The organism is Streptomyces coffeae (genome assembly GCF_016741875.1).
In the GTDB taxonomy this organism is placed as follows: Bacteria; Actinomycetota; Actinomycetes; order Streptomycetales; family Streptomycetaceae; genus Streptomyces; species Streptomyces coffeae.
In genome coordinates, this window is record NZ_JAERRF010000029.1 from 69,864 (window position 1) to 95,516 (window position 25,653).

The following is a 25,653-nucleotide window of genomic DNA, read 5'->3' on the forward strand; positions in this document are numbered from 1 at the left end:
TCCGTGACGCCTCAATGCTGTGACCGCATAGGTTCGCCGGGGTGGCGGTCGGATGTGCGGTGACGTCCGTTCCGACTTCTGGAGGCACGGTGGCCGAGCCTGTCCGTGTGCGCAGACCGACCGACCAGGAGGGGCAACGGTTGCAGCAGATGGTGCGCCGGGGCAGCACGAGTTCGGTGCCCTGCTGGCGCGTGATGGGCGACCATGTCGATCAGTCCCTCCTGCTGGGCCGGGCGCGTTCCGTGCCGCGGATTCCTTCGTCGGGGATGACCCGGCTGTCCTGGAAGGCACCGCCCAGGTCCGGTTCGTCGTCGGTGTGAAGCCTTCCAGACAATCGCTTGACGTTGCCGGGATGTGGAATCAGACTCTGCCACAGGTCCTTAATCTGGTCCATTGGTCCGCATTACGGACCGACACATGCGGCTGATCGGCTGATCGGCTGATCGACCCAGCGGAGGGCAGTGCATGACGATGACCACGCATCCCGCCGAACCCGGCACCGCATTCCTTCAAGGAGTACGCGTCCTCGACGTGACCGGGGCCCTGGCCGGCCCGTACTGCACGACCATCCTGTCCGACCTGGGCGCCGACGTCCTCAAGATCGAGCCGACCACCGGCGACACCCTGCGCGCACGCCGGATGGGACCGGACCGCAGGCCGATCCCCTTCGACCTGGTCCACCGCGACAAGCGGAGCCTCGCGGTGGACCTCAAGTCACCCGAGGGCGCCGGTATCTTGCGATCCCTCGCCCGCCGCAGCGATGTGCTGGTGGAGAACTTCCGGGCGGGCGCGATGAGGCGCCTCGGCCTGGGCTACGAGGACCTCCGGACGGACTGCCCCGACCTCGTCTACTGCTCGATCTCCGGCTTCGGCCAGTTCGGACCCCTGCGGGACGCGAAAGGCATCGACCTGATCGCACAGGCATACGGCGGCCTCATGTCGGTAACCGGCTCCACAGACGGCCAACTCGCCAAGGCCGGGTTCCCCATATCCGACGTGGGCACCGGAATGTGGGGGGCCATCGGAGTGCTGGCCGCTTTGCTGCGCGCACGAGCCGGCGGGGGTGGCGCGCACGTCGACGTGGCTCTCGCGGACGCGGTGGCCTCGTGGTCGCTGTGGGAGGTCGCCGACTACGTGGCGACCGGGATCGAGCCGGCCCCGCTGGGCACTGCCCACCGCTTGGCCGCACCCTACGAGGCGTTCGCCTGCTCCGACGGTGCCACCCTGGTCCTCGGCGCGGTCGACCGGGCATGGCAGGCCCTGTGCGGCGTGCTGGACATCGACCTGAGCGAGGACGCGCGCTTCGCCACGGAGTACGAGCGTTTCCTGCACCGTGTTCCCCTCGCCGAGATCCTCCAGGCACGCTTCGCCACCGCGCCCCGGAACCACTGGATGGAGGCACTGCGTACCGCAGGCGTGCCCTGTGGCCCGGTCAACGGCATCGGCGACATCCTCACCGATGAGCAGTTCGCCACACGCGGCCTGTTCGTGCACGACGAGCCCCGCTTCGGCGAGCGGACGATCGTGAACACCCCCATCGTGTCCGACGGTGCGCCGCGAGCTCGTGGACCCGCTCCCGCGCTCGGAGAGAACACCGTCGCGGTCCTTTCCGAACTCGGTTACGACGGCGAGCGGATCACCGCTCTTGTCGAGGCCGGGGTCGTGGGTGCGGCTCTGGACTCCGCTGAAGCTCAGACCTGACTGAAACCAGGAGACTGGACTCATGAACGACGCAACACCCTCGTCCCCGGTGGACTGGACCTACCGGCTCGGTCTCGCCCGGGTTCTCCACGGCAGCGGCCCCGTGGCCGCTCTGCGGCGGGACGGAGCGTCCGAGGCGCGGCTCGCCCTGGTGGACGGCGAAACCTTCGACGACCTACCCGCGCTGCTCGAAGCCGCGCGAGGGGACGCGGCGGCCATCGAGGCAGGTGCCGTGATCGACGCGCCGGACGACCGGCTCCTCAGCCCCGTGGGACGCCCTGGCAAGATCATCTGCATCGGGCAGAACTACCTCGCGCACGTGCACGAGGGCGGTCGCGACGCGGGTCCGGCTCATCCCGACCTCTTCCCGAAATGGCACACCTCGCTCGCGGCCCCCTTCGCCGAGGTGGAGCTGCCGCCGGAGTCGGAGCAGATCGACTACGAGAGCGAACTGGCCGTCGTCATCGGCGTCCGCGCCCGGCGAGTCGCGGTCGAGGACGCGGAGCGCTTCGTCTTCGGATACACCGCGGCCAACGACGTCTCGGTCCGCGACTTCCAGTTCCACACCGCCCAGCGGACCGCGGGCAAGGCCTGGGACGGACTGACGCCTCTCGGCCCGGTCGTCGTGCCCGCCGCACTGCTCGGCGGTGTCCGGCCGGACCTGGCCATCGCCGGCACTCTGGACGGCGAGGTCGTGCAGGACGACCGTACGTCGAAACTGCTCTTCGGCGTACCGGAGTTGCTGGCCTACATCACCACGGTGATGACCTTGGAGCCCGGTGACGTGATCCTCACCGGTACTCCGGCGGGAGTGGGATTCGTGCGTGAGCCCAAGGTCTTCCTGCGTGACGGGGCGGAGTTCGAGGTACGGATCGAGGGAATCGGCGCGCTGCGCAACCGGTTCGTCGACGAGCAGGCCGGACGACGGTCATGACCACCTCCGCCACAGCACGGATCCGCACCACGGTGCTCGATGCCGTCGGCACCGTGGAGATCAGTAACCCGGCCCGGCACAACGCGCTGTCCGTGGCGATGATGACCGATCTCTCCCTCGCTCTGCGGAAACTGGGGGACGACCCGGCCGTGCGGGTCGTCCTCCTGCGCGGCGCAGGCACGCGGGACTTCGTCTCCGGTGCCGACATCCGCGAGTTCTCCGGCCAGCGGGACGACGGCAGCCGACAGGCCGTGGACGAAGCGGCGACGCGGCTGTTCGAACAGCTCTCCGCGATCTCGGTGCCCGTCATCGCGCGCATCCACGGCCACTGCCTCGGCGCCGGCATGGCACTCGCCCTGGGCGCCGACCTGCGCTTCGCGGACACCCGAAGCGTCCTGGGCATCCCCGCCGCCCGGCTCGGCGTCGGCTATCCCTTGGCGCAGACCGCCGCTCTCGTCCAGGCGGTGGGAGCCGCGACCGCGAGCGACCTCCTCTTTACCGGACGGCGTCTCACGGGACGGGAAGCACACGCCGTGGGCCTGGTGGACCAGGTCGTGGAACCGGACGATCTCGGGGCCGCGGTGGACGAAGTCGCCGCGGTCATCGCGGCGAACGCACCCCTGACGATCCGGGCCGCCAAGGCGGCCATCCGCGCCGTACGCCTGAGCGAGGGCGACCCCACGGCAGCCGCCTCCGCCCGGGACCTCGCGAGGGAGGCCATCGCTCGCTGCCGTGCCTCCCGGGATCTCCAGGAAGGCGCACTGGCCTTCCTGGAGAAGCGGCCACCGCGATTCACGGGCCAGTGACGGCCAGGGATTGACCGACGAGAGGAGCACCCCCGTGGATACACCACTGAAGGGGCGAACCATCCTGATGTCCAGTGGCAGTCGCGGCATCGGCCTCTCCATCCTTGCGGCCGCGGCCCGAGCAGGTGCCAACGCGGTGATCCTCGCCAAAACCGACGAGCCCGGCCCGAGACTGCCGGGCACTGTCCACACCGCGGCCGCCGCCGTCGGGGCCGCCGGTGGAACCGCCGTGGGCGTCGTCGGTGACGTTCGCCAAGAGGCCGACGTCGAGCGGGAGGTAGCGACCGCCGCCGACCGGTTCGGTGGCATCGGCATCTGTGTCAACAACGCCAGCGCCATCGATCTTCGGGGAACCGAAGACCTGTCCGTCAAGCGCTTCGACCTCATGCAGCAGATCAACACCCGAGGCACCTTTCTACTGACTCGGGCCTGCGTGCCCCACCTGAAGCGGTCCGACCACGCACACGTTCTCACCCTGTCACCGCCGCTCAACCTCGCCCCACACTGGCTCGGCGCCCATCCGGCCTACACCGTGGCGAAATGCGGCATGACCCTGCTCACCCTCGTTGGGCGGCCGAGTACGCGGAATGCGGCATAGCCGCGAACTGCCTGTGGCCCCAGACCACCATCGCGACGACCGCTGTGACCAATCTCCTCGGCGGCGAAGCCCTGGCGGTCCGCTCCCGGAGCCCAGAGATCATGGCGGACGCCGCCCTCGCCATACTGGTCCGCCCGCCGCACGAACGGACCGGCCGAACCTTCATCGACGCCGACGTCCTGGCCACCGGCGGCTTGACGGACCTCAACCGCTACGGCGGTGGCGACCACCCGGAACCCGACCTGTTCGTGGACTCACCCCGACGAGTCACCCCTACGCACGAACTCCTCAGCACGCGGCACGGCTCGCGTGACCGTAGGCGGACACTGGCGCTTCCTGCGAGTTCGAGGTCACCGCCTCGTCTTCTAGCAACCCCGGCCGACCGCGAGCAGAGAGCCGACTGTGCTCATCCGGCTGAGGCCACGGTGATCCTGAACGCGCCGGCTGTCCGTTCTGTGGAAGCCACAGGAGCATGTCCCGCTGTTCCCCCGCCCTGGAAACGCGTCACCGGCCGGAAAATCATCGGCCGCGTGCAGTCGTTGACACAAGACGACGCCGTCATGAAGAGCCCCATGATGAGGAACACCGAGTTCACCCCAGTCGTCATCGCGGGAGGAGGCGCCGTCGGCATCACGCTTTCCCTGATGCTTGCACGGCGGGGCGTGTCCACCGTCGTCCTCGAACGCGAACTCCATCCGCAGACACTGCCACGGGCTCAGCGGTGAATCCCCGGTCGATCGAGGTTCTGCGCGAGATCGGGATCACGCAAGCACACTTGCGGGCCGTGGGTGCCCCTAGCTTGATCTTTAAGCGCGCCACGAGCGCAGAGAGTGAGGCTGATGTAGGTAGACCCCATGCGGTGCTGAAGTCCGTCGTGGTGAGCGTTGAGGAAAGGCGTCCAAGAGGCGTCAGGTGGGGACTGGGAAGGCGAGCGAGAGCGAACCGCTGACGGAGTGTCGAAAGGAGGTGATGGCTCTCAACCAACAGGTCGCCGAACTCGACAAAGCCATCGAGGCCCGGTTTCGCGACCACAGCACCTTCGAAATGATCACCAGCATGCCCGGCCTGGGCGTCATCCTCGGTGCCGAGTTCCTCGCCGCCACCGGCGGCGACATGACCGTCTTCGGCCGAGGAATCCCGCCGTTTCTACGATCGCAAACGAGCCGAAGGCAAACGCCACACCCAGGCCGTGCTCGCACTCGCCGGCCGCCGCGTCAACGTCCTCTGGGCCCTCCTACGCGACGGACGGTGCTACGCGCCACCGCCGCCCGTCGCTCAGCGCCGCAGTTGGCTACTGAGCACACGGCCTTAGACGTCGTTTCTTATGGTGCTGCTGTTGAGCAGGCACGGCGCTGGGCCCTCCATTCATTGGCAGTGGGGTTGTTTCCCGAGCCAGCGGGTGGCTGCGGCCAGAGCGCGGTCACGGCTGGTGCCGATGTCCTTGCGTCCCACGAAGAACTCCTCGTTCGGTGGAATCGGTCCGTGATACGCGCGCCCGGTGCGGTCTGCTTCCTTCATTTCGGTGAGCAGTATCACTGCACCGTCGGAAAGGTGGTGGGGGGTGTTACCGGTGGGCACCCCAGAAGTTCTCATGCCGAAACTCCGGGTCGCGGGGCGGCCCCGGAAGGCCACGGTGACCGCTTCTCCGGCACTCGCGGTCGCGCCATCGGTAAGGACGGCCACGGGCGGGTGCGTACGCGACAGCGGCTCGGCCGCCGGCCACCAGGGCGGATTGGTGCCGATCTTGAAGTTCCTGTCTTTCACCGTCCATGCGATGCGCTTGCCGTCGGCCCCCACAAACGCGCCCACATTCCCGTCGCCCAGGATCGCCGCTACGACGGCGAACACGGGATTCATGTTCCCGCCTCTGTTACCGCGCAGATCCACCACCCAGCCGCAGGGGCGCTTGCGTTCGGCTGCCTGCACCGCGGCCCGGCCCTGACGCACGTACGTGTCAAGCGTGTGCTTCGAGCCCTCCACGCCCGGGAGTGCCACGTACCCCGGACCGCTCCGCAGCCGCTTGGCAACCAGGCCGGGGATCGTGTCCAACGATGTGCCAAACGATTGCTTGGCGGCCGCCGGACGCAGGAAGCGGGTGTGGCCGTCCCCGAGGGCCTGGATGACCCCCTCGATCGCGGGATAGGTGCCACTTGGCTCGCGGGCGCCCGCTGCCTGGACAAACGCTGTGCGGCGTACCTCAGGCCAGTCGACCTCGCCGCGTCTCAGCGCCCGCTTTTGGATGAGGTCCAGTGCGGCCGTGAGATATGCCCGCGGTTTCGGAGAGATCCCGTCGTCGGGTGCTGTGTCCTCGTCCTGCGAGCACGCGGTCACAAGTGCGAGGAGCAGGACCAGAACCAGCGCACCCCACCGCCGTAAACGGTTTCTGCGATCCATGAATTGACAGCCTAGAGCTGTTGCAGAGGGTGTGGAACCACGCAGGCTGCAGCGGACGTCGGATTCGCCCTCACCTGGTGAGGCTCTGTAGCCCTGTTCTGGGCACTCGACGGATTGCGCGAGGCACTCCAGTTTGCCCGTGTCACGGGCGACATTGGCCTCCGGGCCCGCCGGTGGCATGGCAGGAGGAGCCAGCGACGAAGCCGGCGCGGCTAAGGCCACCGTGCGTTGCAAGCTGCGGTGTCTTTGGGAGGTGGGCACGCCTTGGTGGTTCTGGGCCCGGGGATTGGCCACCGGTTGGGGTGAGTTCTGGTCATCCTGCGAGTGGGGAGGCGAGCCGCCGTGAACCGCCGAGACGACCGTGTCAGTCTCTTGGGCGACGAGGGCCAGAACGGCATGGCGAGGAGGGGCTCCATGCTGGAAGCGACGGTGTTCCGGACCGGTGATGTGGAACCGGCCGACGGTTCGACTGCTGGCGGGACCTGATGTCGAAAAACCTTGTGTCCCATGGACATGAACAGCGAACACGCCGCACAGTTCCAAGGGGAGACACGGCTGTTGGAACTGGGGCCGGTCAGTGTGTGGCCGACTATCGCTGAGCCTATGAGCTGGCGGAGGACGCCGCGTCTGATCCGGCAATCCGACCCGGAGTATTACCACCTCACCTTCCCGATCGCAGGGTCGGTCGGCGGTGCCCTTGCGACGGCGGTTGACGCCCCACAGGGTGTCGTCGCCGACGGAGTAACAGCTGTGGAAGTAGGTGACGCCGTGGGTGCGGCGGTAGGTCGCCGGAAGCCGGTTGGGCTTGCTCTGTTCCGCCCAGCAGGAGCCCGGGGTGGGCCGGATTCCGAGAGGCCCGAACTCGTCGAAGGCGAAGACCCGGTCCGGGAAGTGTTCCAGCACCTGCTCGATGCGGTCGAGCTTGGCGTCGCGGCCGGGATCGGGGGACTCCTTCCAGGTCTTGGTGCGCTGGAAGGTGATGCCGCGGCGCGACAGCAGGCAGCGTAAGGCTTCACGGCCGATGCGGATGCTGCGTTCGTGGACGCGGCACAGGTAGGCGGCGAGTTTGCGGATCGACCAGCGGGTGAAAGGTTGGCCGAGTTTGGTGGGACGGGTGGTGGCCGTCTGGATGACGAAGTGCTCGTCGTCAGAGGTGAGCAGGCGGGGACGGCCTCCCGCCCATTGAGGGTCCAGACAGGCCAGGCCGATCTCGTTGAATCGGTGGAACACCTCCCGCACGGTGCCCTCGTCGGCCTGGACCAGCTGGGCGATCACCGGGAGTCGGTTCCCGCCGGCGGACGCCAGCAGCATCATCGCCCGGCGGTAGCGCACTGAGCTGGTACTGCCCCGGCGCACGGTTCACCTCCACCCCCGTCGTCACGCTCTTGGCGGAGCTTTTGGCCATGCCAGGTCAGGCGGACCAGCACCGCCAGTCGGCAGTAACTGCGGACCGGGTCGCACAGTCTCTTCGCGTCCCGCACCGGCTAAGCCTCATCGACCACACCCCAGCCATCTCCCACCGCGCCGTGCGGGTCCACGCGCTGGTTCAGCGCGCCACTCGTGACGCCCTCAGCCCCCGCCAGCGCCACCGTTACGCTCGCACGGCCGCAGACGCCCTGGTCGCAACCTGGCCTGGCATCGATCGCGATACCGCTCTCGACCAAGCGCTGCGCGCCAACGCCACGGAACTTGCCAACCCTGGTGAGTACGCTCTGATCGAGCCCGACGCCCACGATGTTGGCGCTCTTTGAAAATTCAAAGATCCTCATCACCACTGCATCCCCAGTGCTGCGCCGCCGGTGTAGGCGGTCGCAAAGCCAGCGAATTGGGCAGCGGTCAGGGCCTGCCTGCCGGGCAAACCGGCTGGCGTGAGCTGGGTCAGCACCGTGCGGGAGTCCGGTGAAGATGGCCTCGGCTGCAGCCAGCGCCTCGTCAGAGCCCCAGCGGCCAGTGGATACGACGTCGCGTAGGCCACGTCTCGGAACAGCCCCCTTGCCTGCAGGCGCTGTGTCCATCCGCAGTTGTAGCGGAGCTGCACAACCAAGAATCTACTACGATTGGTCTCATGGATGGGCAGAACGATTACAGGCGGGGCAGGCACGTTGTTTCGGCGATGCATGTGCATTTGGTCTTTGTGACGAAGTACCGACGTGGAGTCTTCAACGACGAGATGCTGACACGCTGCGAAGAGATCATGCGCAAGGTGTGCGAGGACTTCGAGGCGGAGCTGAAGGAGTTCAACGGCGAACGCGATCACGTCCACCTCCTGGTGCATTACCCGCCCAAGGTCGCCGTCTCGAAGCTGGTCAACAGCCTCAAGGGCGTCTCCGCCCGCCGGATACGCCAGGAGTTCACCGGCCGCATCAACCCCGCCATCATGCAAGGACACTTGTGGTCGCCCTCGTACTTCTCCGCATCGTGCGGCGGAGAACCGTTGGCGATCGTCCGCCAGTACATCGAACAGCAAAAAAGCCCACTCTAGAGTGCAGGTCAGAGCAGCCTTGAGATGCATTCATCCCCGGCGTGAACGCCGGGGCTTTGTGTAAGAGTCCCGGTAAGGATCTCCGTAAGTTGTTTGGTGGCCCGGGAGGGCCGGATGTGGCTGATGAGGATCTTGACTTGCCTTGAGTGTGGCTCTCTGGGAGTGGCCGTCCGGTTCTCCGGGGCGCCCTGACTGCTGATTGAGATATGCGTTTCGGTCGCTGATTACGGAGATGACAGCGGGGTGACTCCCCGCAGTTCGAGCCCGTCCTGAAGAAGATCCGCGTGCCCCGCATCGGGTCGGGCCGGCCGCGCACCCGACCCGACCGCGTGCGCGCGGACAAGGCGTACGCCTCCCGCAAGAACCGCACATACCTGCGGCGTCGCGGCATCCACTGCACCATCCCGGACAAGGCCGACCAGGCGCGCAACCGGAAGAAGCGCGGCTCCCGCGGCGGTCGGCCACCGAAGTTCGACGTGCAGGACTACAAGGCTCGGCACGCGGTCGAGTGCGGCATTAATCGTCTCAAAAGGCACCGAGCGGTGGCTACGAGATACGACAAGCTCGCTGTCCGATACGAAGCGACCCTTCTCGTCGCAGCCATCAATGAGTGGCTATGACCAGCACATTCGCTACACGCCCTAGCGGGCCGTGTAGCCGCCGAGGAGAGGAGCGAAGCTCCGACGTCTCGCGGGTGCTGCGCGAACGCGTGCTGCGCGAGGCCCGTGCACTGGCTCAGCCCACGCCCACGCAGTGACGATCCATCACGTCATCGACGGAGGGCAAGATTTCTACTCCTGGCTCGTCATTGAGCTGGTGCCGGGTAGCAGCCTGGCGGAGCTGCTGGACGAGGGGACGCTGCTGACGCCGCAGGAAGCCGCCCGGATCCTGCGCCCGGACGGCGACGCGGTACTCACCGACTTCGGAACCGCCACCCTTCAGCGAACCGGCTCGGTGGACTCCGCCGTCAGCTCCTTACCGCTGACCGCGACCGGAGAACTCATCGGCACGCTCGACTACCTTTTCCGGACGGCCCTACCCCGGACAGCCCGGAGGTCCCCTTCCAGCAGCCCTGGCCTGTCCGCCCTCCAAATCGCTGTGCTGCCCGGGGGCTGCCGCCTCCGGCTGCATCCAGGAGCCCGCCATGCAATGCTGGCTGTATGGCTGAAGCCATAGCAGACCTCTTTCGGTCGGTGTGACTAATCCACCGACAACAGTGAGGTTGCTTGACGAGGAAACCAAACTAGGAACGTAGGTCACTTCATGGCGAATTCATCGGTGGAACAGGCAAAGCCCGGAAGCGTCGATGTGTGGCTGGACCCACAAGAAGCCTTCGAACGCTTCCAGGCAGACATCGATCACTTCGCGGCTCTCGACCCGAACATCGCTCGGGTTCAAGAGGCCCTGAAAGCGCGCTTCGAAGAGATTCCCGAAGAAGACGCGATCCGCGTCATGGCGCTAGCGTGGCCACAAGTCAAGGCGATACTGTCGCCGGTCCCATCTCCCCGCGGCTTCCCAACGCCACCTGGCTTCCCGCCGTGGCCACTGTGGCCCCCGTGGCCCCCGTGGCCGCCTTATCCTCCGGAGCCTCCGGTCATCCCGCCGTGGTACGACGTGCTGACCGATGGCTCGGTTCCCAGGTCGCTTGTTGCTCTCCGGCACGGGCTGGTAGAGGGAGAGGCGCTCCGACGTCGCGTCGAGGCAGATCTCGAGGGACCTCTCGCCGCCGACGCCCTGCGGAACACCGCAAAGGAGATCAAGGAATGGGAGCACACGTCGAACTCGGCTCGCACCAGAGAATTCGACGTGGCGCGCGATGAACTGGAACGCATGGTCACAGGACCGGAACGGAAGCTCGTCGGCGTACTCGTGGGACTCGCGCTGGGCTTTGCAGTGGGCTACGGGATCGGTTACCTGGTTTCTCACCCCCAGTAGTGATCCCGTCCTTCCCGGGCTGCCAGAGGGATCCGATTGGCTCTGTTCACGTCGCAGAGCAGCGTTTCGACGGCAGTTCGGGAGGCAGTGCGCGCGCCGGATGTTCACGACTTCGGTCAGCAGCTCGGTGGTGGCAGACGGGCAGCCGTCTGCCGCCCGTCCGGAGCCCGGTGCAAAAGCGCTGGCTACGGCGTAGGTGGCAGCCACCATCGCGCCGTTGCCGGGCGCCGGCAGGTGCCTCCCGTTCTCGTGAAAATCGACTCTTCCGGTCTGCGGGTGCCTTCCGGAGCCATGAACATCTGCTGCCGGAACCGGCGAACAAAGCAAGCCGATATTCGAACCAAGACCGAGGTGGTGTTTCATATGGGTGCGTCAGAACCGGTGGAGCAGGCGCAGGCAGGGGGGATTCGGCTCTGGCTTGACTCCCAAGAAGCCCTGGAGAGATTCCAGGCAGACATCGATCACTTCGCGGCTCTTGACCCGAACATCGCTTGGGTTCAAGAGGCCCTGATGGCGCGCTTCGAAGAGCTTCCCGAAGAAGACGCGATCCGCGTCATCACACCGATGTGGCCACAATTCAAGGCGATGCTGATGCCGGACATTTGTCCCTCGCCAGGCTATCCGTACCACCCTCCCGTCCATCATCGTATGGCGCTGCAACCTTCGGTGCTGCCGTGGTTCGGCGCGCTGGCGGATGGCTCGGTTCCCAGGTCGCTTGTTGCTCTCCGGCACGGGCTGGTAGAGGGAGAGGCGCTCCGACGTCGCGTCGAGGCAGATCTCGAGGGACCTCTCGCCGCCGACGCCCTGCGGAACACCGCAAAGGAGATCAAGGAATGGGAGCACACGTCGGGCTCGGCTCACACCAGGGAATTCGACGTGGCGCGCGATGAACTGGAACGCATGGTCACAGGTCCGGAACGGAAATGGGGCCTGATAGCTGTGGCGGTCGTCTTCGGCGGCGTAGCAGGCTACCTGATCGCGCAGGGATACGTCCTGAGCCATCCGATCTGATCCGGTCACGGATCCAAAAGCCTTGACTTGGGCTCGTCCTAGGACGGAGTGCATCCATGACCGGGCCACTCGTTCCCTCAGGCAGGCCTCCGAAGCCCTTGCCCAGCTGCACGGACGATCCGGCATCCGCACTGCGCGCCATGTTCGTGGACGCCGTCCAGGGTGACCGGATCACGCAGGGCCAGGAGCCGGCCCTGCGGCCGGTCTTCCTCAAGGCGCACGGGGCGGCCCGTGGGGTCCTCACCGTAGATGCCGATCTGCCGCCGGACCTTCTCGTCGGGTTCCTGGAAGCCGCCCGGGAGCAGGGTGGGTTGACTGCCTGGGTCCGGTTCTCCAGCGACACGCTGCCGACCCGACCCGACCTCCGCACCACCCTCGGGATGGGCATCAAGCTCTTCGGGGTGCCCGGGACCAAGCTGCTGGAGGACGAAAGCGGGGCGGACACCCAGGACTTGGTTTTGCAGAATCACGACGTCTTCTTCGTCGACACTGCCCGCGACATGTGTGAATTCACCCGGGCAGCAGTCGTGGAGCACGACATCGAGTCGTACCTGCGGGACCATCCCACCACCCGGTCGGTCCTCCTTGCCATGGCCAAGGCTGAGGAGAGCGCGCTGAAAGCCACGTACTGGAGCGTGCTTCCCTACGCCTTCGGTGCTGACCGCCATGTGAAATACAAACTGGTCTCCGCCGGCTGCCCGCCCGGCGACCCGCAGGCGGTGCCGCCCGACGAATGCCCTTTCGCTCTCCGCGAGGATGTGCGTCACCGGCTGTCCGCCGGAGAGGCGACGTTTGATCTGATGCTCCAGTTCCGCAAGGATCCGGAGCGCATGCCTCTGGACCGGGCCACCGCCCGATGGGAGGAGTCGGACAGTTCCCCCGTCCGGGTAGCGCGGCTGACCTTGCATCAACAGAACACCGAGGCGCGGGGCCAGGCTGCGTACGGGGAGAATCTCGCATTCAACCCGTGGCACGGCCTGCCCGAGCATCGGCCCGCGGGCAGTATCGCCGAGGCGCGCCGCGTGGTGTACCCGGCGTCGGCGGCGCGGCGCCGCCACGCGAACGGCATCCCAGTCAGGGAGCCCGGCCCGGCCCGGCCCGCTTCCGCCGAGCCCCTCGGCCGCGACACCCGGATCGTACGGGCCTCGGTGCACCCCGCGATCGGAGTGGCCCGGGTCGGGGACAGCACCGACGAATTCTTCCTCGCGCCCGAGGTCGACTATCCACCCGCGCAACCGTCCTACAAGGACGCGACCGGAGCTCTGAAGCGTCAGGCCGTCCGCTTCCGGGTATACGGCTACAACGCCGCAGGAAAACCGGTCGCCGAACTGACGGCGGACAACGCGGACCTCCGCTGGACCGTGCATGTGGCCAACAAGAAGGCTGCCTGGTACCAGTTCCAGATTGCCCTGGACATCCCGGAGGCGGTCGAGGCCGAAGAGAGCGCGCTGCGCAACCCTACGGTCCAGCCACGCAGTCAGCTGGTCATCGACCCGGGACCCAGATCGGTGCGCGGCCGGAACCGCGCGGGACGGCCCGAGCTCCGGTTCGACACGGGCAGGTTCATGGGCACACCCGTCTACCTGGGCGAGCTACGTACCGACGGCGCCGGCCGGCTCCTCTTCCTGGGAGGCCGGGGCGCTGCCTCCTCGGCCGCCAACCTCCCGGCAGATACCTTCGCCAACAACGACGGCTGGCACGACGACATCTCTGACGGGCCGGTGACGGCCGAGGTCCGCATCGACGGGCGAACCATCCCCGTCGAGCCGGCCTGGATCGTGGTCGCTCCTCCGAACTACGCACCGGACCTCAAGTCGGTAATCACCCTGTACGACCTTCTGCAGGACACCTATGTGAAGGCCGGCATGCTTCCGCAGCCCCAGCGCGTCTCGTTCACCCGTGACGTCCTGCCGGTCCTGCGACGGCTGTGCGATCTGCAGTGGGTCAACCGCGGATTCGCCGTCCAGTTCGGAGACGCAGGACGGGATCACCTCCTGGCACCCGGTCGGCTGGCCCGACTGGCAGATCCCGGTCCCGCGCACGCAGAACTGCGCCGGCAGATCTGGGCCATGTTCCGGGACCTCGACCGCGACGGGATGTCCCCGGTGCCCTGGCCCTCGGTCTTTGGCGATGCCATGAGCCTGACGCCGGTATCCGCGCGCCAGCACCTCGCGCTCCCCGCCTTGCAGTACGGTCTGTTGGCCCGCTGGGCCGCCGGGGACTTCGAGGCGGACTTCGACCCCCAGGCAACGCCGCCGCCGGCACTCGACAGTCTGCCGCTCGAGCAGCGCCCTGGGACACTCGACCGATCCGCCCTGTCGTTCTGCCTCGCCGATGCCTTCCACCCGGGCTGCGAACTCAGCTGGCCGATGCGCCACTCCACCCTGTACTCGGCGCCGTTCCGGGTCAGACGACGGGAACCCGGACGGCCTGAACAGAGGTACGGGAGCGTGCTCACACCGAAGATCGCGCTAGCGGTCGACGGACCTCTGTACGGGCAGAGCCCGGGCGACCTCACCCGGTGGATGGCCACGCCCTGGCACACCGACACTGCCAGCTGCCGTTCCGGCTACTACCTGGGCTTCGGCGCACGCTACGACCCCTACCTCCCCACCTTCTGGCCGGCGCGTGTACCCAACCACATTCTGACCGAGGAGGACTACGACATCGTCCTCGACATGTCCCGGCCAGCAGCGGAACGCCGGCTCGCCTTCGAACGCCGGGCCGTGTGGAACAGGTGGCTGCCCACCGACTACCTCACCCACATCAACGACATGATCCGCGACTTCGGCAAACTCGGGATTGTCGAACGCCGTCCGGGCATCCCCGCCGAAGCGGGTTTCCCGGCGGTGATGCTGGTGGAGTCCGAGGTGAGCTTCCCCCACACGCCTGCACCACCCCGGGAGCGCAATCTGCTCACTGTGCATGTGCCGGTAGCCGCGGATCCTGACCTCCGGGCGGACGCCGTGGCCGCGGCAGCGGCCATGACCGAACAGGCCGACGAAGAGGTCGCGACGGGCTTTATCGACAAGGTAGTCCGCTACCCGGATAACCGGTGACCAGAGGCCCCGGCTCGGACCGGCCCCCGTGCGGGCGCTTCGAAGTCATCGTGGCGGGAGGTGGCCCGGCGGGCGCGGTTGCGGCCCTGGCCCTGGCACGTGCGGGGCGCCGCGTCCTCCTGCTCGACGGCCAAGCCGATACGCCCGCGTTCAAGGTCGGTGAGACCCTGCCGCCGGCCGCCGGACCGCTGCTACGCGATCTGGGGCTTCTGTCCGGCTTCACCGCCGACGGGCACCTCGTGTGCGTCGGCACCGATGCTTCCTGGGGCTCCGCCGCGCTGCACGAACGCAGCCATCTCTTCGACCCGCACGGCCACGGCTGGCATCTTGACCGTTCCCGGTTCGACGCCTTCCTTCGCGGCGCCGCAGTGGCCGCAGGCGCCTGCCTACGACAGGCCACCGTGATGCGGCAAGTCGGTGAGGCCGGCCACCGGCGACTCCTGGTGCGTGAGCACGGCGTCGTGAGAGAGCTGCCCTGCGAGTGGATCGTGGACGCGACCGGCCGCCGGGCGGTCATCGGCCGGCGCCGGGCTGTGCGGCTGAGACAAGACCGGCTCGTGGCCGCCTTCGTCGTGCTCGACCGGCGTCTGCCGGGCGCATGCTCCGGGCGTTCCGCGGACCAGGAGCTGCGCACGATCGTCGAGGCGGCGCCGGCAGGCTGGTGGTACACCGTCCGCGTACCGGCCGGGCGGCTCGTCGCCTATCTCACCGACATCGATCTCGTGGGTACCGACCTGCGGACTTCCGCGGGCTTCCTGGATCGGGCGGCCCGCACCAGGCATGTACGGCTCCGGCTGGACGGCTACGACTTGACCCGGCCAGCGGTACCGCGCTGGTCACCCGCCCACGGGCTGCGGCTGACCCCACCTGCGGGACCGGGATGGGTGGCTGCCGGGGATGCCGCACTGGCCGTCGACCCACTGTCCTCGCAGGGCATCCTGACTGCCATGCACACCGGGGCCTGGGCGGGACAGGTTGTCGATCTCTGCCTGAGCGGCCAGACGGGGGCCATCGCAGCCTATTGCGCGTTCGTGGACCGCGTAGTCGATGCCTATCACCAGCATCACGCGGAGTCCTACCGTCACGAAAGGCGGTGGGAGGGTGCCCCCTTCTGGCAGCGGAGGCACTGAAACGCTCCGGGGTCGGTGGAGGCCCATACTTGGTTCTGGGCACGCTGGCTTCGTTCACGTTCAGCAGCAGCGTTTGTCGATGAGTTTCGACAGCAGTTGGCGATCAGGGCGCTCGCAGATGTTCACGGGAAATGACGGCACTGTCGTCGGTGAGGGGGTCGCGCCGATCACGGGGCGATCAGCACATCCGGGGAATCAGGCACGGTAATCTCGAGCCATGTCCGAGACGTCAGTGACGCACTTCTACGACGAACTGGCCGACGACTACCACCTGATCTACTCGGACTGGGACGCGAGCATCCGTCGGCAGGGGGATGCCTTGGACGCCCTGATCGGCCAGGATGGCGCGGCGGTGCTTGACTGTTCCTGCGGCATTGGCACGCAGGCCATCGGCCTGTGCGCGGGCACCGCGTCACCGGGACCGACCTCAGCCTTCGCGCCGCCGCCCGCGCTGCCGGTGAGGCCGCCCGCCGGAGTCTGAGCCTGTGCACGGCCGCCGCCGACATGCGGCGCCTCCCGTTTCCCGATGGCCGGTTCGACGCGGTCGTCTGCGCCGACAACTCGCTGCCTCACCTGCTGACGGAGCAGGATGTGCACGCCGCGCTGGCCGAGATGCGCCGCGTGCTGCGTCCCGCCGGCTTGCTGCTGGTCAGCACACGCCCCTATGACGACCTGCTGCGTGACCGCCCGGCTTCGACGCCTCCGCAAGTCCACCGGATCACCGACTGCGCCGACGGCGGGGAGCGAACCGTCACCTTCCAGCTCTGGCACTGGCACGACGACGGCGAGCACTACGACTTGGAGCACTTCCAACTCCTTCCGGCAGGCGGGGAATGGCGCGTCCAGGTCCGCCGGACCACCTACTGGGCGCTCGGCCAGGACCGGCTGGCCGGCCTCGCAGCCGAGGCCGGGTTTGTCGACCCTGGGTGGCGGATACCGCAGGAGACGGGCTTCTTCCAGCCGCTGCTTGTGGCCCGCACCGGCGAGTAGGTGATTCCACCGCCCGACGTGGGATGGCCGGTGTCAGCTGGCCTTGGCCGGTTCCTCGGCCCGAGCCCCGGTGCTGGCAAGGCGGTAGACACCTCACGTTGCTATGCCGTCAAGTCGGGGAAAGCAGAGGCTGTAGCGTGGCTCGCCTATTCGAACGGGCGGTGTGGAACGTTGGTCGACGTGGTGCGTGTCATGGAGACGCTGGCGGAGCAGGGTGTCACGGTGCTGTTCAAGGCGGATGCGGAACGCATGCGTGACGGAGTGAGGCCGTGGACTTTCGTCGCGAACGGTGTCCCCTTCCACGAGGACCTGCTCGTGCGTACTGACGCCGCCTCGGTGGAAGCATGCTTGCAGGTCTGTCTGCCTCAGCTGCGTGCCCGCGGTCTGGTCATCCCTGAGTAAGGCCCGCGGCCAGCCGTGCCCTTTGCGGCAGCTGAATCTGTGGCTTCGAGCGAGGTCGGAAAGGCCAGGCTCTCGTCATAGCGCCGACGTCCTTGAAGGCAGTGGTGGAGCTGTCCGATCATGCGGTTGAAGAGGTTACGCTGGGCCGCGGCATGCCAGTCGCCGCGCTCACGTCGTCGCCGGTAGTGGGCGTTGGCACCTGCAGACGCCCGCAGTGATGCGAAGGCCCAGAGATAGCCAGCGTGGTTTAGCCGGTCGTTCTTTACCCACCGCCGTGTGATGGCTGACTTCTTGCCGGAGGCCCTGGTAATGGGTGAGGAGCCGGCATAAGCCTTCAGCCCACGGGCGTCGGCGAAGCGGCTGCGGTCGTCCCCGATCTCAGCCATGACCCGGGCGGCGAGCTGAATGCCGAGCCCGGGGAAGCTCAGCAGAATCTCGGCGTCCGGGTGCTGAGGGAATGTCTCTTCCACCGCCTTCGCGAGGTCGTCGGTGGCGGTGCAGGCTGCCTCCAGCTGGACGAGTAGGGCGAGCATCTGCTTGCCGAGCGCGTCCTCGATCAACGGTGGCTGGTGGGCCCACTCGTCGCGGAAGACGTCACGGATGCGGTTGGCCTCCGCCTCGATACCGCGTTTGCGGCCAGCCCTTTTCAGGGCGGCGTGCAGCTGGGTGCGGCTCAGCCGTGCGGCTCGAGAAGGCGTCGGCGCTGCCTTCAAGAGTTCGCGGGCTTCGGGACGGCACAGACCGTTCTCCCACTTGGCGACGGCGTCCAAGGCGGCCGGGTAGTACTCCCGTAGTAGGGAGCGGAGCTGGTTGGCGATTTGTTGCCGGTTCCAAAGGGCGTCCTGTTGGGCGCGGGCCAGGACTGCGATGGCCCGACCGAGGTCGGAGTCGTTGGGCAGCGTTCGGTGGGCGTGCATGTCGGTGCGAAGGATGTTCGCCAGCACCAGGGCGTCGCCAGGGTCGCTCTTCTTGCGCGAGACCGAGTGCCGGTCGCGGTAGCGAGCCGCGGCCATTGGGTCGATCGCGAACACCTTCCGCTTGCCGGTCCGCAGCACGGCCACCAGTAGCCCCCGGGAGGTCTCGATCGCCACCGGGATCGGGTTCTCCTCGGTGTCGCCGTGCTCGGCGAGCAGCTCCAGCAGCAGCCGGTAGCCGGCCGCGTCGTCGGTGATGTGGCGCTTGGCCATCAGCGTGCCGGCGTCGTCGACCAGGGCGACGTCGTGGGTTCGTTCCGCCCAGTCGATTCCGCAGTAGATCAAGTTGCTCCTCCCCTGAGCATTAACTGTTTGCGCTGGTCACGAGCGCATGCGGGCCACGCGGCGACCTAATTCAAGGACTCGGCCCATGGCCGGTCCGCCACCTCAGTAGCAGTTCGTGGCACCAGCTCACCCCACGGGCCTCGGTCTATGTGGGAGCTTGAACGGCTCGGGCGCTTCGAGAGGTCACCGTGCGGCGGGCTCGCACCACCAACATCAACGAGCGAGTACCGCAGTAGGTGGTGGCGGCCACGAGGACGCCGGGCGTCGCCGCGCTGCTGTGAGGTTCACGTACCGTGCGATGGGAAGGCATCCGTCCGGCACCCACGCGACCGCCACCACGAGATACGCCGGACCGCCCGCCGCTCTGATGCGAGGCGTCAGTCGCCAGGCAACGTTTAGACGTCACGGTCCAGCATTCGAACAGCACCGCAAGGCTCACAGCTCCTCGCGGCACCGTTAACACGGAATTAGGCAACGTTCGCCCTGTTGACGACTTCGCGCAGGCGCTCGTCCTGCGCGTGCTTGTTCCGCCAGATGATGTAGCGGCGGATCATGCTGCCTTGTTCTTTGTGGCTGGCGTGGTCCGTCCCGTCGAGAGCGAAGTAGCGCAGGGCGGTGAATTGGGCTTCGATGCGGTTCACCCAGGAGCTGTTGGTCGGTGTGTAGGCGAACTCGACGTTGTTGGCCGCAGCCCAGTTGCCGACTCGGGTGTCCTTTTTCGTGGCCAGGTGTGGAGAGAAGTTGTCGAGCACGATCGCGATGCGGGTCTTGGGCGGGTAGAGGCTGCGCAGGTAGCGGCAGAACTCCAGGAACCTGGTCCGGTTCTTCTTTGGCTTGATGTGGCCGTAGAGCTTGTCCTTGCCCAGGTCCAAGGCGGCGAACAGGTGCCTGACCCCGTGAGGGCGGGTGCAGGTCGCCCGTCGGCGGGGCCTGGGCTCGCGGTCGGGGTCCTTGTGCCGTCCGCCGCGCTCGACCCATTGCCGCCCGAGGTGGGGCTGGAGGTTGAGCGGGCCGAACTCATCCAGGCATAAGACGACTTCGGGTTCGCCGTCCTCGGGTATGACCTCGCCGTCGGCGATCGCGTAGAGGCGCTCGACACGGGCCTTCTTGGCGGCATACTCCGGCTCGCGGGAGCTCTTCCAGGTCTTTATCCGTTGAAAGGACACGCCCTCCTCGCGGAGCAGGGCCCGCAGGCCCTCGTGGCTGATGTCGTCGACCACCCCCTCGGCGACCAGGAAGTCGGCCAGCTTGGCCAGGCTCCAGGTCGAGAACGGCAGGCCGTGCTCGGCCGGATTGGACTTGGCGATCTTCTTGATCTCGCGCCGCTCGGGCAGGGTAAAGGTCCTGGGCCGGCCGCCCTTGTACTTCGGGTAGAGCGAGTCGAAGCCGTCGGTGTTGAAGTTGTGGACCACGTCCCGGACCCGGTCCGGGCTGGTGAACGCCACCTCGGCGATCTTCGCCACGGGCATGCCCTGGGCCGACAGCAGCACCATCTGCGCGCGGCGCCAGGTCACCACCGACCCAGTACCCCTGCGGATGATCCGCAGCAGCCGCCCTGCCCTCGTCGTCATCGATCCCACGGACCCTCACGCACTCTGCCACCAGCACAGCTTGCCGGACGCGCGCCGCCGGAGGTGAATCCGGACGGCGCGTCACCTCACCACAGCACAAGGGTTGCTGAGGTCGCCGCTAGCCGAGATTCAGGACCTCATCGTCCGCATGCGTGCCGAACTCGGCGACGCGCACCTCCGCGATGCGCTCGTACCGGCTGATCCGATCGGTCCACTCCGCGTCGACGCCGAACGCCACCTGCGCGAAACCCACCCGCCCGACGGCCTCTGCCAGACCTGAATCGCCTGGGGCCAGCAACCGCAGCGGCGCGTCAAGCGCCACGGTTTGCGGCGGCACGAAGAACTCGTCCGGCAAAACGGCGCGCGCATGGACGAGCGCGCCGACAGCGACAACCGAGCCGGCCCCCAATCGTGCGCCCTGCAGGACCGTCGCCGCGGTCGCCACATAGACGCACCTGCCGACCTCGCAGCCCAGCAGCGTGGCATGCGGCCCCACGAAGACGTGGTCGTCGACAAGGACCGGCTGGTCGCCGGCGACCGCAGACCCGCGCAACACCGCGTTCTCGCAGATCACCGCCGCTTCCCCGACCTCGATCCGAGACCCCTCGGCATCGAGCACCGCACCGTACATCACCCGCGCCCTCGGCCCCACGCGGACATCACCAACGAGCGTGGCCGTCGGGGCGACGTAGGCGGTGGGATGGACCTGCGGTTCATGCCCGCGATGCCGGATGCGGATTCCCTGCGCTTCAACGATCATGAGCGGATTCTCGCCCGACGGACCACGAGCACACTGGCGGATTTCAGACGTCGCGTTCGCCGAGACCTGTGCCATCCGCGATCTGAGGCACTACGGGGCGAATGTTGGCTGATGCGGCACTAGGGCGCGTATCGAGTCGTGATCATCGGGTGGTCCTGGTGAGGTCTTTGATCCAGATCATCGAGGCGTGCAGGTGGAGACTGGCGAGGTAGCTGTCGGGAGTCTTGTTGTATCGGGTGTCTCACCGTCCCAGTTCCGGCCTCCTGGTACGTCACGCTCTGGGGCGGGTGAGGCACGTGGAGCCGACCTGAGCCGAACGGCGCACCGATGTCCGGGCGGGGGCTCATGGGGACATGGCCCGGCGCCCGGCTCAGGTGCCGGGGAGGATACGGCGCGTCTCGTAGGCCCACATCGCGATCTCGACCCGGTTGCGGGCGCCGAGCTTGGCCATCAGGCTGGCCAGGTGCGTTTTCACCGTGCTGAGGCTGATGTGAAGCGCATCGGCGATCTCGGTGTTGGTCAGCCCGCGAGCCACGGCGAGGAGCACCTGCTCCTCGCGGGCGGTGACGGGGGACACCGGCTGGGCTGCGGGCCGGCCTGCGGGCAGGTCCGCGAAGGCCTGGAGCAGGCGGACGGTGACGCTCGGCGCGATGAGCGCCTCGCCGTCGGACGCCGACCGTACGGCCTGTGCCAGAAGGTCCGGTCCTGTGTCCTTGAGCAGGAATCCACGGGCGCCGGCACGCAGTGCGCCGTAGACGTACTCGTCGAGGTCGAACGTGGTGATCACGACCACGGCCAGCGGGTCGGCGACGCCCGGGCCGGCGACCAGCCGGGTGGCCTCGAGCCCGTCGAACACGGGCATGCGGATGTCGAACAGGCAGACGTCGGGCCGCAGTTCGCGGGCCAGACGTACCGCTTCCTGTCCGTCGGCGGCCTCGCCGACCACCTCGATGCCGGGCTGGGCGTTCAGCATGATCCGCAGCCCGGTACGGATGATGGTCTGGTCGTCAGCGACGAGGACGCGGATGGGCACCGCTCTCCGTCCTCCCTCTCGGCAGCTCGGCTTCGACATGCCAGCCCTGATCGGAGCCGGGGCCGGCTTGTAGTCTGCCGCCGAGCAGGGCAGCGCGCTCGCGCAGTCCGGCAAGTCCGTATCCGTCGCGGCCTCGGCCGGTGCGTTGGCCGTTGTCGCGCACGCTCACCCGTACCGTGTGCCGTTCCGCGGTGACCCGGACGACGACCTCGGTCGCGTTGACGGCATGGCGCATGGCGTTGGTCACCGACTCCTGCACGATGCGGTAGACGGCCGCGTCCACGGCCGGGGGCAGCGATTCCAGTGCGCTGTCGAGCTTCAGGTCGACCCTGAGGCGACCACCCGGGGCGCGCACCAGGCGCTCCAGATCCGCGACACCGGCAGGCGGCGCCAGCTCGGCGCCGGCCCCGCGGTCGCGCAGCGCGGCGACCATGGCCCGCATTTCCTCCAGCGTGCGCGCCCCTTCCTCCTCGACCTCTTCCAGCGCCTCGACGGCGGCGGCCGGGTCGGTGCCCGCGAGCACCCGGCCCGCCTGGGCGCGGATCACCATGGCCGAAACATGGTGAGCCACCGTGTCGTGCAGTTCCCGGGCGAGCTGCTCACGCTCGCGGGAACGTACCTGCTCCAACTGCCGCTCGCGAGCGGTCGCCAGGAACCGCACGGCGGCCCCGATCAGGCCGGGCAGGAACAGGAAGACAAAGCCCGCGACCTGTTCGCCGGCCGGGGTTTCGTCCGTGACGACCGACAGCACGAAGGCACCGAGGATCACCGCGCCGCCCAGCACGATCTCCCGGCCCGATCCCCACCGGGGCAGCGCATACACCAGCACGAGCACGACCAAGCCGGTGTACAGACCGACGGGCTCGCGGGGTGCGGCGATCAGCGAGGCCACCTGGAGCAGGATCATCGAGCCGAACGCCAGCGTGACCGTCGCCAGCGGGCGGGTCCGGCGCCACAGGGGCAGCACGCACAGCCAGACGGCGAACACCACGGCCACCGGCCGCCACACGACGTCCTCGCGCAGTGTGGCCTCCAGCACCACACCGCCCAGGCCCGCGCCGAGCAGCGCCCAGTCCCGCCACACCCGGGCGGCCGCGTCGGGCGGCCGTGGTTCGGTCCACAGGGTTCGTAGGTCGTCTCGCAGCACGGTTCTCAGCCTAAGGACAGCGCCGCGCCGCGCATCAGCCGAAAGGACGGGGCGTCACTCCGTCCTGGGGCCGACGGATCCGCGGCCCGCGAGCCGATGTCCCGAAGCGCCGCGGCGACGAGCCTCGGCAACGGCGGCCGTACAAGGACGGCCGACGAGGTGGTTGGAGGACCCGATGCTCTCGAAAGCCCTCTCGCGCGTGGGCGCAAGCGCCGCCCGCCATCCCTGGCGGGTGATCGCGGCATGGCTGATCGCCGCCACGCTTGCCGTCCTCGCCGCGATCGCCTTCGGCGGGCGGACCGCGGACTCGATGACCGCTCCGGGACTGGACTCCCAACGGGCAGCGGAACTCATCGAGCGGGCCGGCACCGGCCAGCAGGGGATGACCGCCCAGGTGGTCGTCACCCCCCTCGACGGCGGGGCGACGTTCCTCGACCACGGCAGCGCGCGCACGGCGCTCGCGCGCCTCCAGGACCAGGTGAGGGGACTGCCGCACGTACTCGGCACGACCGACCCGGCGGGGGCACTCGACACAGGCGGCGACACCGCCGTGCGCGACGGCCTGGTCTCGGCCGACGGGCGGATCGCCGTCGTCCGGGTGCAGTATCCCGACCAGAGCCGGCTGTCGGCCGAGGACCTCCACGCCCTCGTTGATCTCGGCGGCCGGCTGCGCGCCGAGCTGCCCCTGCGCATCGAGATGGGCGGGAACCTCTTCTACGTCTTCTCCGACCCCGACGGCGGCGCAAGCGAGCTGATCGGCATCCTCGCCGCGGCCGCGATCCTGTTCCTGGCGTTCGGTTCGCTCGTCGCCGCCGCGCTGCCGATCGGCATGGCGGTCTTCGGGCTGACCGTCGGAGTTGCCACGATGACGGTACTGGCGGGGGTGACGGACGTCCCGACCTTCGCCCCGGTCCTGGGCAGCATGGTCGGGCTCGGGGTGGGCATCGACTACGCGCTGTTCGTGCTCGCCAGGCACCGGGAGTACCTCGCGCGCGGGCTCGATCCCCGCGAGGCGGCGGGGCGAGCGGTGGCCACGGCGGGGAGGCCCGTGGTCTTCGCCGGCGGCACCGTCGTCGTATCGATCCTCGGCCTGGCGGTCGCGAACGTGCCGTTCATGACGGTGGGCGGGATCGCCGTCTCGATCGTCGTTCTGATCATGGTGGTCGCGTCGGTGACGCTGCTGCCGGCCTTCCTCGGTGCCGCCGACATGCGCCTGGCCCGGGCCGGTCGGATCGGGCGGGCTCTGCAGAGCAGGAAGCTGGGCCGGCTCGCACGGCGGCGGGTCACGGCGGCGGGCGCCGCCCCCGCCGGGTGGCGGCGCTGGATCGGGCACGTCAGCCGGCACCCGGTGCCGTACGCGGTCGGGGCGGCCGGGCTGCTGCTGACCGCGACGCTGCCCGTGCTCGGCCTGCGCGTCGGCCTGCCCGACGACGGCTCACTGCCGCCCAGCCGCACCGAGCGCCGCGCCTACGACCTCGTCGCCGAGGGGTTCGGCCCGGGCACCAACGGTCCCCTCGTCATCGCCGCGGACCCCGCCGGTGATCCGGGAGTGCTGGACCGTCTCGTCACAACGGTCGCGGCGGACCCGGGCATCGCATCCGTCGCGCCGGCGCAGGTCGATCGGGCCACGGGCATCGCGACGCTCGTGTTGTTCCCGACCACTAGCCCGCAGGAGAAGGCCACGGCCGACACCATCGCCCGGCTGCGCACCGACGTGCTGCCCACGGCGATCGGGCACGGCCCGGCCAGGGCCCACGTCGGCGGCGCCGCCGCGAGCCTGTCCGACGTGGGCCAACGCACCAGCCAACGCCTGCCGGTGTTCGTCGCCGCCGTGCTGGCGATGTCGTTCCTGCTGCTGATGCTGGTCTTCAGGTCGGTACTCGTACCGCTCAAGGCGGTGCTGCTGAATCTGCTGAGCATCGGCGCGGCCTACGGCATCATGGTCGCGGTGTTCCAGTGGGGCTGGGGAGGCGCACTCATCGGGCTGGAAGCGACGGTTCCGATCGTGTCGTTCATCCCGATGTTCCTCTTCGCCATCCTGTTCGGCCTGTCGATGGACTACGAGGTGTTCCTCCTCTCCCGCGTGCGCGAGGAGTACCTGCGCACCGGCGACAACGGCACGGCGATCGTGCAGGGCGTCTCGCGCACCGCCCGGATCATCACCTCGGCCGCCCTCATCATGGTGGCGGTCTTCCTGTCCTTCGCCGTCGCCGAGGACCCGTCCACCAAGATGTTCGGGCTCGGCCTGGCCACCGCGATCTTCATCGACGCCACGGTCGTACGCATGGTGCTGGTACCGGCGACCATGACACTCCTCGGCCGGACCAACTGGTGGCTGCCGAGGTGGCTGGACCGGATGCTTCCCCGCGGCCCGGTCGGCACCGACGACACCGACGCTGAATCCACGGGTGAGGCCCCGCGTCCCACGGCTAGTTGACCGT

At 68.2% G+C, this 25,653-nt stretch carries 19 protein-coding genes and 6 pseudogenes; 17 read left to right on the forward strand and 8 right to left on the reverse strand.

Annotated elements, in window-relative coordinates:
- Positions 1–107: 107 nt before the first annotated feature.
- The 6 genes from JK363_RS44385 to JK363_RS44390 all read left to right on the forward strand — a co-directional run bounded on the left by JK363_RS44385 (position 108) and on the right by JK363_RS44390 (position 4,764).
- Entirely contained in the window at positions 108–320 is a 213-nt protein-coding gene (locus tag JK363_RS44385; protein ID WP_307821975.1) for a hypothetical protein, read from the forward strand.
- A 145-nt stretch (positions 321–465) separates the two neighbouring features.
- Positions 466–1,701: a CaiB/BaiF CoA transferase family protein gene (locus JK363_RS33630; protein ID WP_201881133.1), complete on the forward strand. Its 1,236-nt coding sequence runs from the start codon at positions 466–468 to the stop codon at positions 1,699–1,701.
- A 22-nt stretch (positions 1,702–1,723) separates the two neighbouring features.
- On the forward strand, positions 1,724–2,635 hold the full coding sequence (locus JK363_RS33635; RefSeq protein ID WP_201881134.1) for a fumarylacetoacetate hydrolase family protein: 912 nt from the start codon (positions 1,724–1,726) through the stop codon (positions 2,633–2,635).
- Positions 2,632–3,441, forward strand: a complete 810-nt coding sequence (locus JK363_RS33640; RefSeq protein ID WP_201881135.1) for an enoyl-CoA hydratase-related protein — start codon at positions 2,632–2,634, stop codon at positions 3,439–3,441. The genes JK363_RS33635 and JK363_RS33640 overlap by 4 nt, the downstream gene beginning before the upstream one ends.
- A gap of 10 nt (positions 3,442–3,451) precedes the next feature.
- Positions 3,452–4,039, forward strand: coding sequence for an SDR family oxidoreductase (locus JK363_RS33645; RefSeq protein WP_236076305.1), 588 nt, complete (start codon positions 3,452–3,454; stop codon positions 4,037–4,039).
- Between the two features lie 44 nt (positions 4,040–4,083).
- Positions 4,084–4,764 (forward strand): FAD-dependent monooxygenase, encoded by a 681-nt coding sequence (locus JK363_RS44390; RefSeq protein WP_307821970.1) that lies wholly within the window; start codon positions 4,084–4,086, stop codon positions 4,762–4,764.
- Between the two features lie 640 nt (positions 4,765–5,404).
- Here JK363_RS44390 and JK363_RS44395 read toward each other — a convergent pair.
- Complete coding sequence (locus JK363_RS44395) at positions 5,405–6,613, reverse strand: S41 family peptidase (protein ID WP_307821973.1); 1,209 nt, start codon at positions 6,611–6,613, stop codon at positions 5,405–5,407.
- Between the two features lie 333 nt (positions 6,614–6,946).
- On the opposite strand from JK363_RS44395, the pseudogene JK363_RS45190 reads away from it, so the two are divergent.
- Positions 6,947–7,066 (forward strand): annotated as a pseudogene (locus JK363_RS45190) (AraC family transcriptional regulator); the annotation flags it as partial.
- Between the two features lie 51 nt (positions 7,067–7,117).
- Here JK363_RS45190 and JK363_RS44400 read toward each other — a convergent pair.
- A pseudogene (locus JK363_RS44400) lies at positions 7,118–7,789 on the reverse strand (helix-turn-helix domain-containing protein); the annotation flags it as partial.
- Between the two features lie 128 nt (positions 7,790–7,917).
- Positions 7,918–8,202, reverse strand: coding sequence for a hypothetical protein (locus JK363_RS33675; protein ID WP_201881136.1), 285 nt, complete (start codon positions 8,200–8,202; stop codon positions 7,918–7,920).
- A gap of 296 nt (positions 8,203–8,498) precedes the next feature.
- On the opposite strand from JK363_RS33675, the gene tnpA reads away from it, so the two are divergent.
- The 9 genes and pseudogenes from tnpA (at position 8,499) to JK363_RS33720 (ending at position 17,442) form a co-directional block, all read left to right on the forward strand.
- A complete protein-coding gene (gene tnpA / locus JK363_RS33680) occupies positions 8,499–8,915 on the forward strand; it encodes an IS200/IS605 family transposase (RefSeq protein WP_201881138.1) in 417 nt (138 codons plus the stop codon).
- A 236-nt stretch (positions 8,916–9,151) separates the two neighbouring features.
- Positions 9,152–9,535: pseudogene (locus JK363_RS33685) on the forward strand (transposase); the annotation flags it as partial.
- A gap of 133 nt (positions 9,536–9,668) precedes the next feature.
- Positions 9,669–10,091 carry a protein kinase family protein gene (locus JK363_RS44405; RefSeq protein ID WP_201881140.1) on the forward strand — a complete coding sequence of 141 codons (423 nt, stop codon included), beginning with the start codon at positions 9,669–9,671 and terminating at the stop codon, positions 10,089–10,091.
- Positions 10,092–10,178: 87 nt separating this feature from the next.
- On the forward strand, positions 10,179–10,850 hold the full coding sequence (locus tag JK363_RS33695) for a hypothetical protein (protein WP_201881141.1): 672 nt from the start codon (positions 10,179–10,181) through the stop codon (positions 10,848–10,850).
- Positions 10,851–11,099: 249 nt separating this feature from the next.
- Entirely contained in the window at positions 11,100–11,861 is a 762-nt protein-coding gene (locus tag JK363_RS33700) for a hypothetical protein (RefSeq protein WP_201881142.1), read from the forward strand.
- A gap of 140 nt (positions 11,862–12,001) precedes the next feature.
- A complete protein-coding gene (locus JK363_RS33705) occupies positions 12,002–14,920 on the forward strand; it encodes a LodA/GoxA family CTQ-dependent oxidase (RefSeq protein ID WP_236076307.1) in 2,919 nt (972 codons plus the stop codon).
- Positions 14,917–16,050, forward strand: a complete 1,134-nt coding sequence (locus JK363_RS33710) for an NAD(P)/FAD-dependent oxidoreductase (RefSeq protein WP_201881143.1) — start codon at positions 14,917–14,919, stop codon at positions 16,048–16,050. The genes JK363_RS33705 and JK363_RS33710 overlap by 4 nt, the downstream gene beginning before the upstream one ends.
- A gap of 217 nt (positions 16,051–16,267) precedes the next feature.
- Positions 16,268–17,040 (forward strand): annotated as a pseudogene (locus JK363_RS33715) (class I SAM-dependent methyltransferase).
- A 192-nt stretch (positions 17,041–17,232) separates the two neighbouring features.
- Positions 17,233–17,442 (forward strand): hypothetical protein, encoded by a 210-nt coding sequence (locus JK363_RS33720; RefSeq protein ID WP_215911532.1) that lies wholly within the window; start codon positions 17,233–17,235, stop codon positions 17,440–17,442.
- A 41-nt stretch (positions 17,443–17,483) separates the two neighbouring features.
- On the opposite strand, the pseudogene JK363_RS33725 reads toward JK363_RS33720, so the two are convergent.
- The 5 genes and pseudogenes from JK363_RS33725 to JK363_RS33745 form a co-directional block, all read right to left on the reverse strand.
- Positions 17,484–18,701 (reverse strand): annotated as a pseudogene (locus JK363_RS33725) (IS110 family RNA-guided transposase); the annotation flags it as partial.
- Positions 18,702–19,168: 467 nt separating this feature from the next.
- Positions 19,169–20,303: pseudogene (locus JK363_RS33730) on the reverse strand (IS630 family transposase).
- A gap of 87 nt (positions 20,304–20,390) precedes the next feature.
- The gene (locus JK363_RS33735; protein WP_201881145.1) at positions 20,391–21,032 is read right to left on the reverse strand and encodes a gamma carbonic anhydrase family protein; all 642 of its coding nucleotides are present in this window, start codon (positions 21,030–21,032) and stop codon (positions 20,391–20,393) included.
- A 370-nt stretch (positions 21,033–21,402) separates the two neighbouring features.
- Positions 21,403–22,065 carry a response regulator gene (locus JK363_RS33740; RefSeq protein WP_201881146.1) on the reverse strand — a complete coding sequence of 221 codons (663 nt, stop codon included), beginning with the start codon at positions 22,063–22,065 and terminating at the stop codon, positions 21,403–21,405.
- Positions 22,040–23,212: a sensor histidine kinase gene (locus JK363_RS33745; protein ID WP_201881148.1), complete on the reverse strand. Its 1,173-nt coding sequence runs from the start codon at positions 23,210–23,212 to the stop codon at positions 22,040–22,042. The genes JK363_RS33740 and JK363_RS33745 overlap by 26 nt, the downstream gene beginning before the upstream one ends.
- 175 nt (positions 23,213–23,387) lie before the next feature.
- Between JK363_RS33745 and JK363_RS33750 the strand changes: the two genes are divergently transcribed.
- Positions 23,388–25,649, forward strand: a complete 2,262-nt coding sequence (locus JK363_RS33750; RefSeq protein ID WP_201881150.1) for an MMPL family transporter — start codon at positions 23,388–23,390, stop codon at positions 25,647–25,649.
- Positions 25,650–25,653 lie beyond the last annotated feature (4 nt).

What these genes read in the sequence shown, in the direction of transcription:
- JK363_RS33675 (WP_201881136.1), bottom strand. Translation starts at nt 8,202, where the DNA reads ATGAGGATCTTTGAATTTTCAAAGAGCGCCAACATCGTGGGCGTCGGG.
- JK363_RS33695 (WP_201881141.1), top strand. Translation starts at nt 10,179, where the DNA reads ATGGCGAATTCATCGGTGGAACAGGCAAAGCCCGGAAGCGTCGATGTG.
- JK363_RS33735 (WP_201881145.1), bottom strand. Translation starts at nt 21,032, where the DNA reads ATGATCGTTGAAGCGCAGGGAATCCGCATCCGGCATCGCGGGCATGAA.
- JK363_RS33750 (WP_201881150.1), top strand. Translation starts at nt 23,388, where the DNA reads ATGCTCTCGAAAGCCCTCTCGCGCGTGGGCGCAAGCGCCGCCCGCCAT.
- tnpA (WP_201881138.1), top strand. Translation starts at nt 8,499, where the DNA reads ATGGATGGGCAGAACGATTACAGGCGGGGCAGGCACGTTGTTTCGGCG.
- JK363_RS33635 (WP_201881134.1), top strand. Translation starts at nt 1,724, where the DNA reads ATGAACGACGCAACACCCTCGTCCCCGGTGGACTGGACCTACCGGCTC.
- JK363_RS44395 (WP_307821973.1), bottom strand. Translation starts at nt 6,613, where the DNA reads ATGCCACCGGCGGGCCCGGAGGCCAATGTCGCCCGTGACACGGGCAAA.
- JK363_RS33630 (WP_201881133.1), top strand. Translation starts at nt 466, where the DNA reads ATGACGATGACCACGCATCCCGCCGAACCCGGCACCGCATTCCTTCAA.
- JK363_RS33640 (WP_201881135.1), top strand. Translation starts at nt 2,632, where the DNA reads ATGACCACCTCCGCCACAGCACGGATCCGCACCACGGTGCTCGATGCC.
- JK363_RS33720 (WP_215911532.1), top strand. Translation starts at nt 17,233, where the DNA reads ATGGAGACGCTGGCGGAGCAGGGTGTCACGGTGCTGTTCAAGGCGGAT.
- JK363_RS33705 (WP_236076307.1), top strand. Translation starts at nt 12,002, where the DNA reads ATGTTCGTGGACGCCGTCCAGGGTGACCGGATCACGCAGGGCCAGGAG.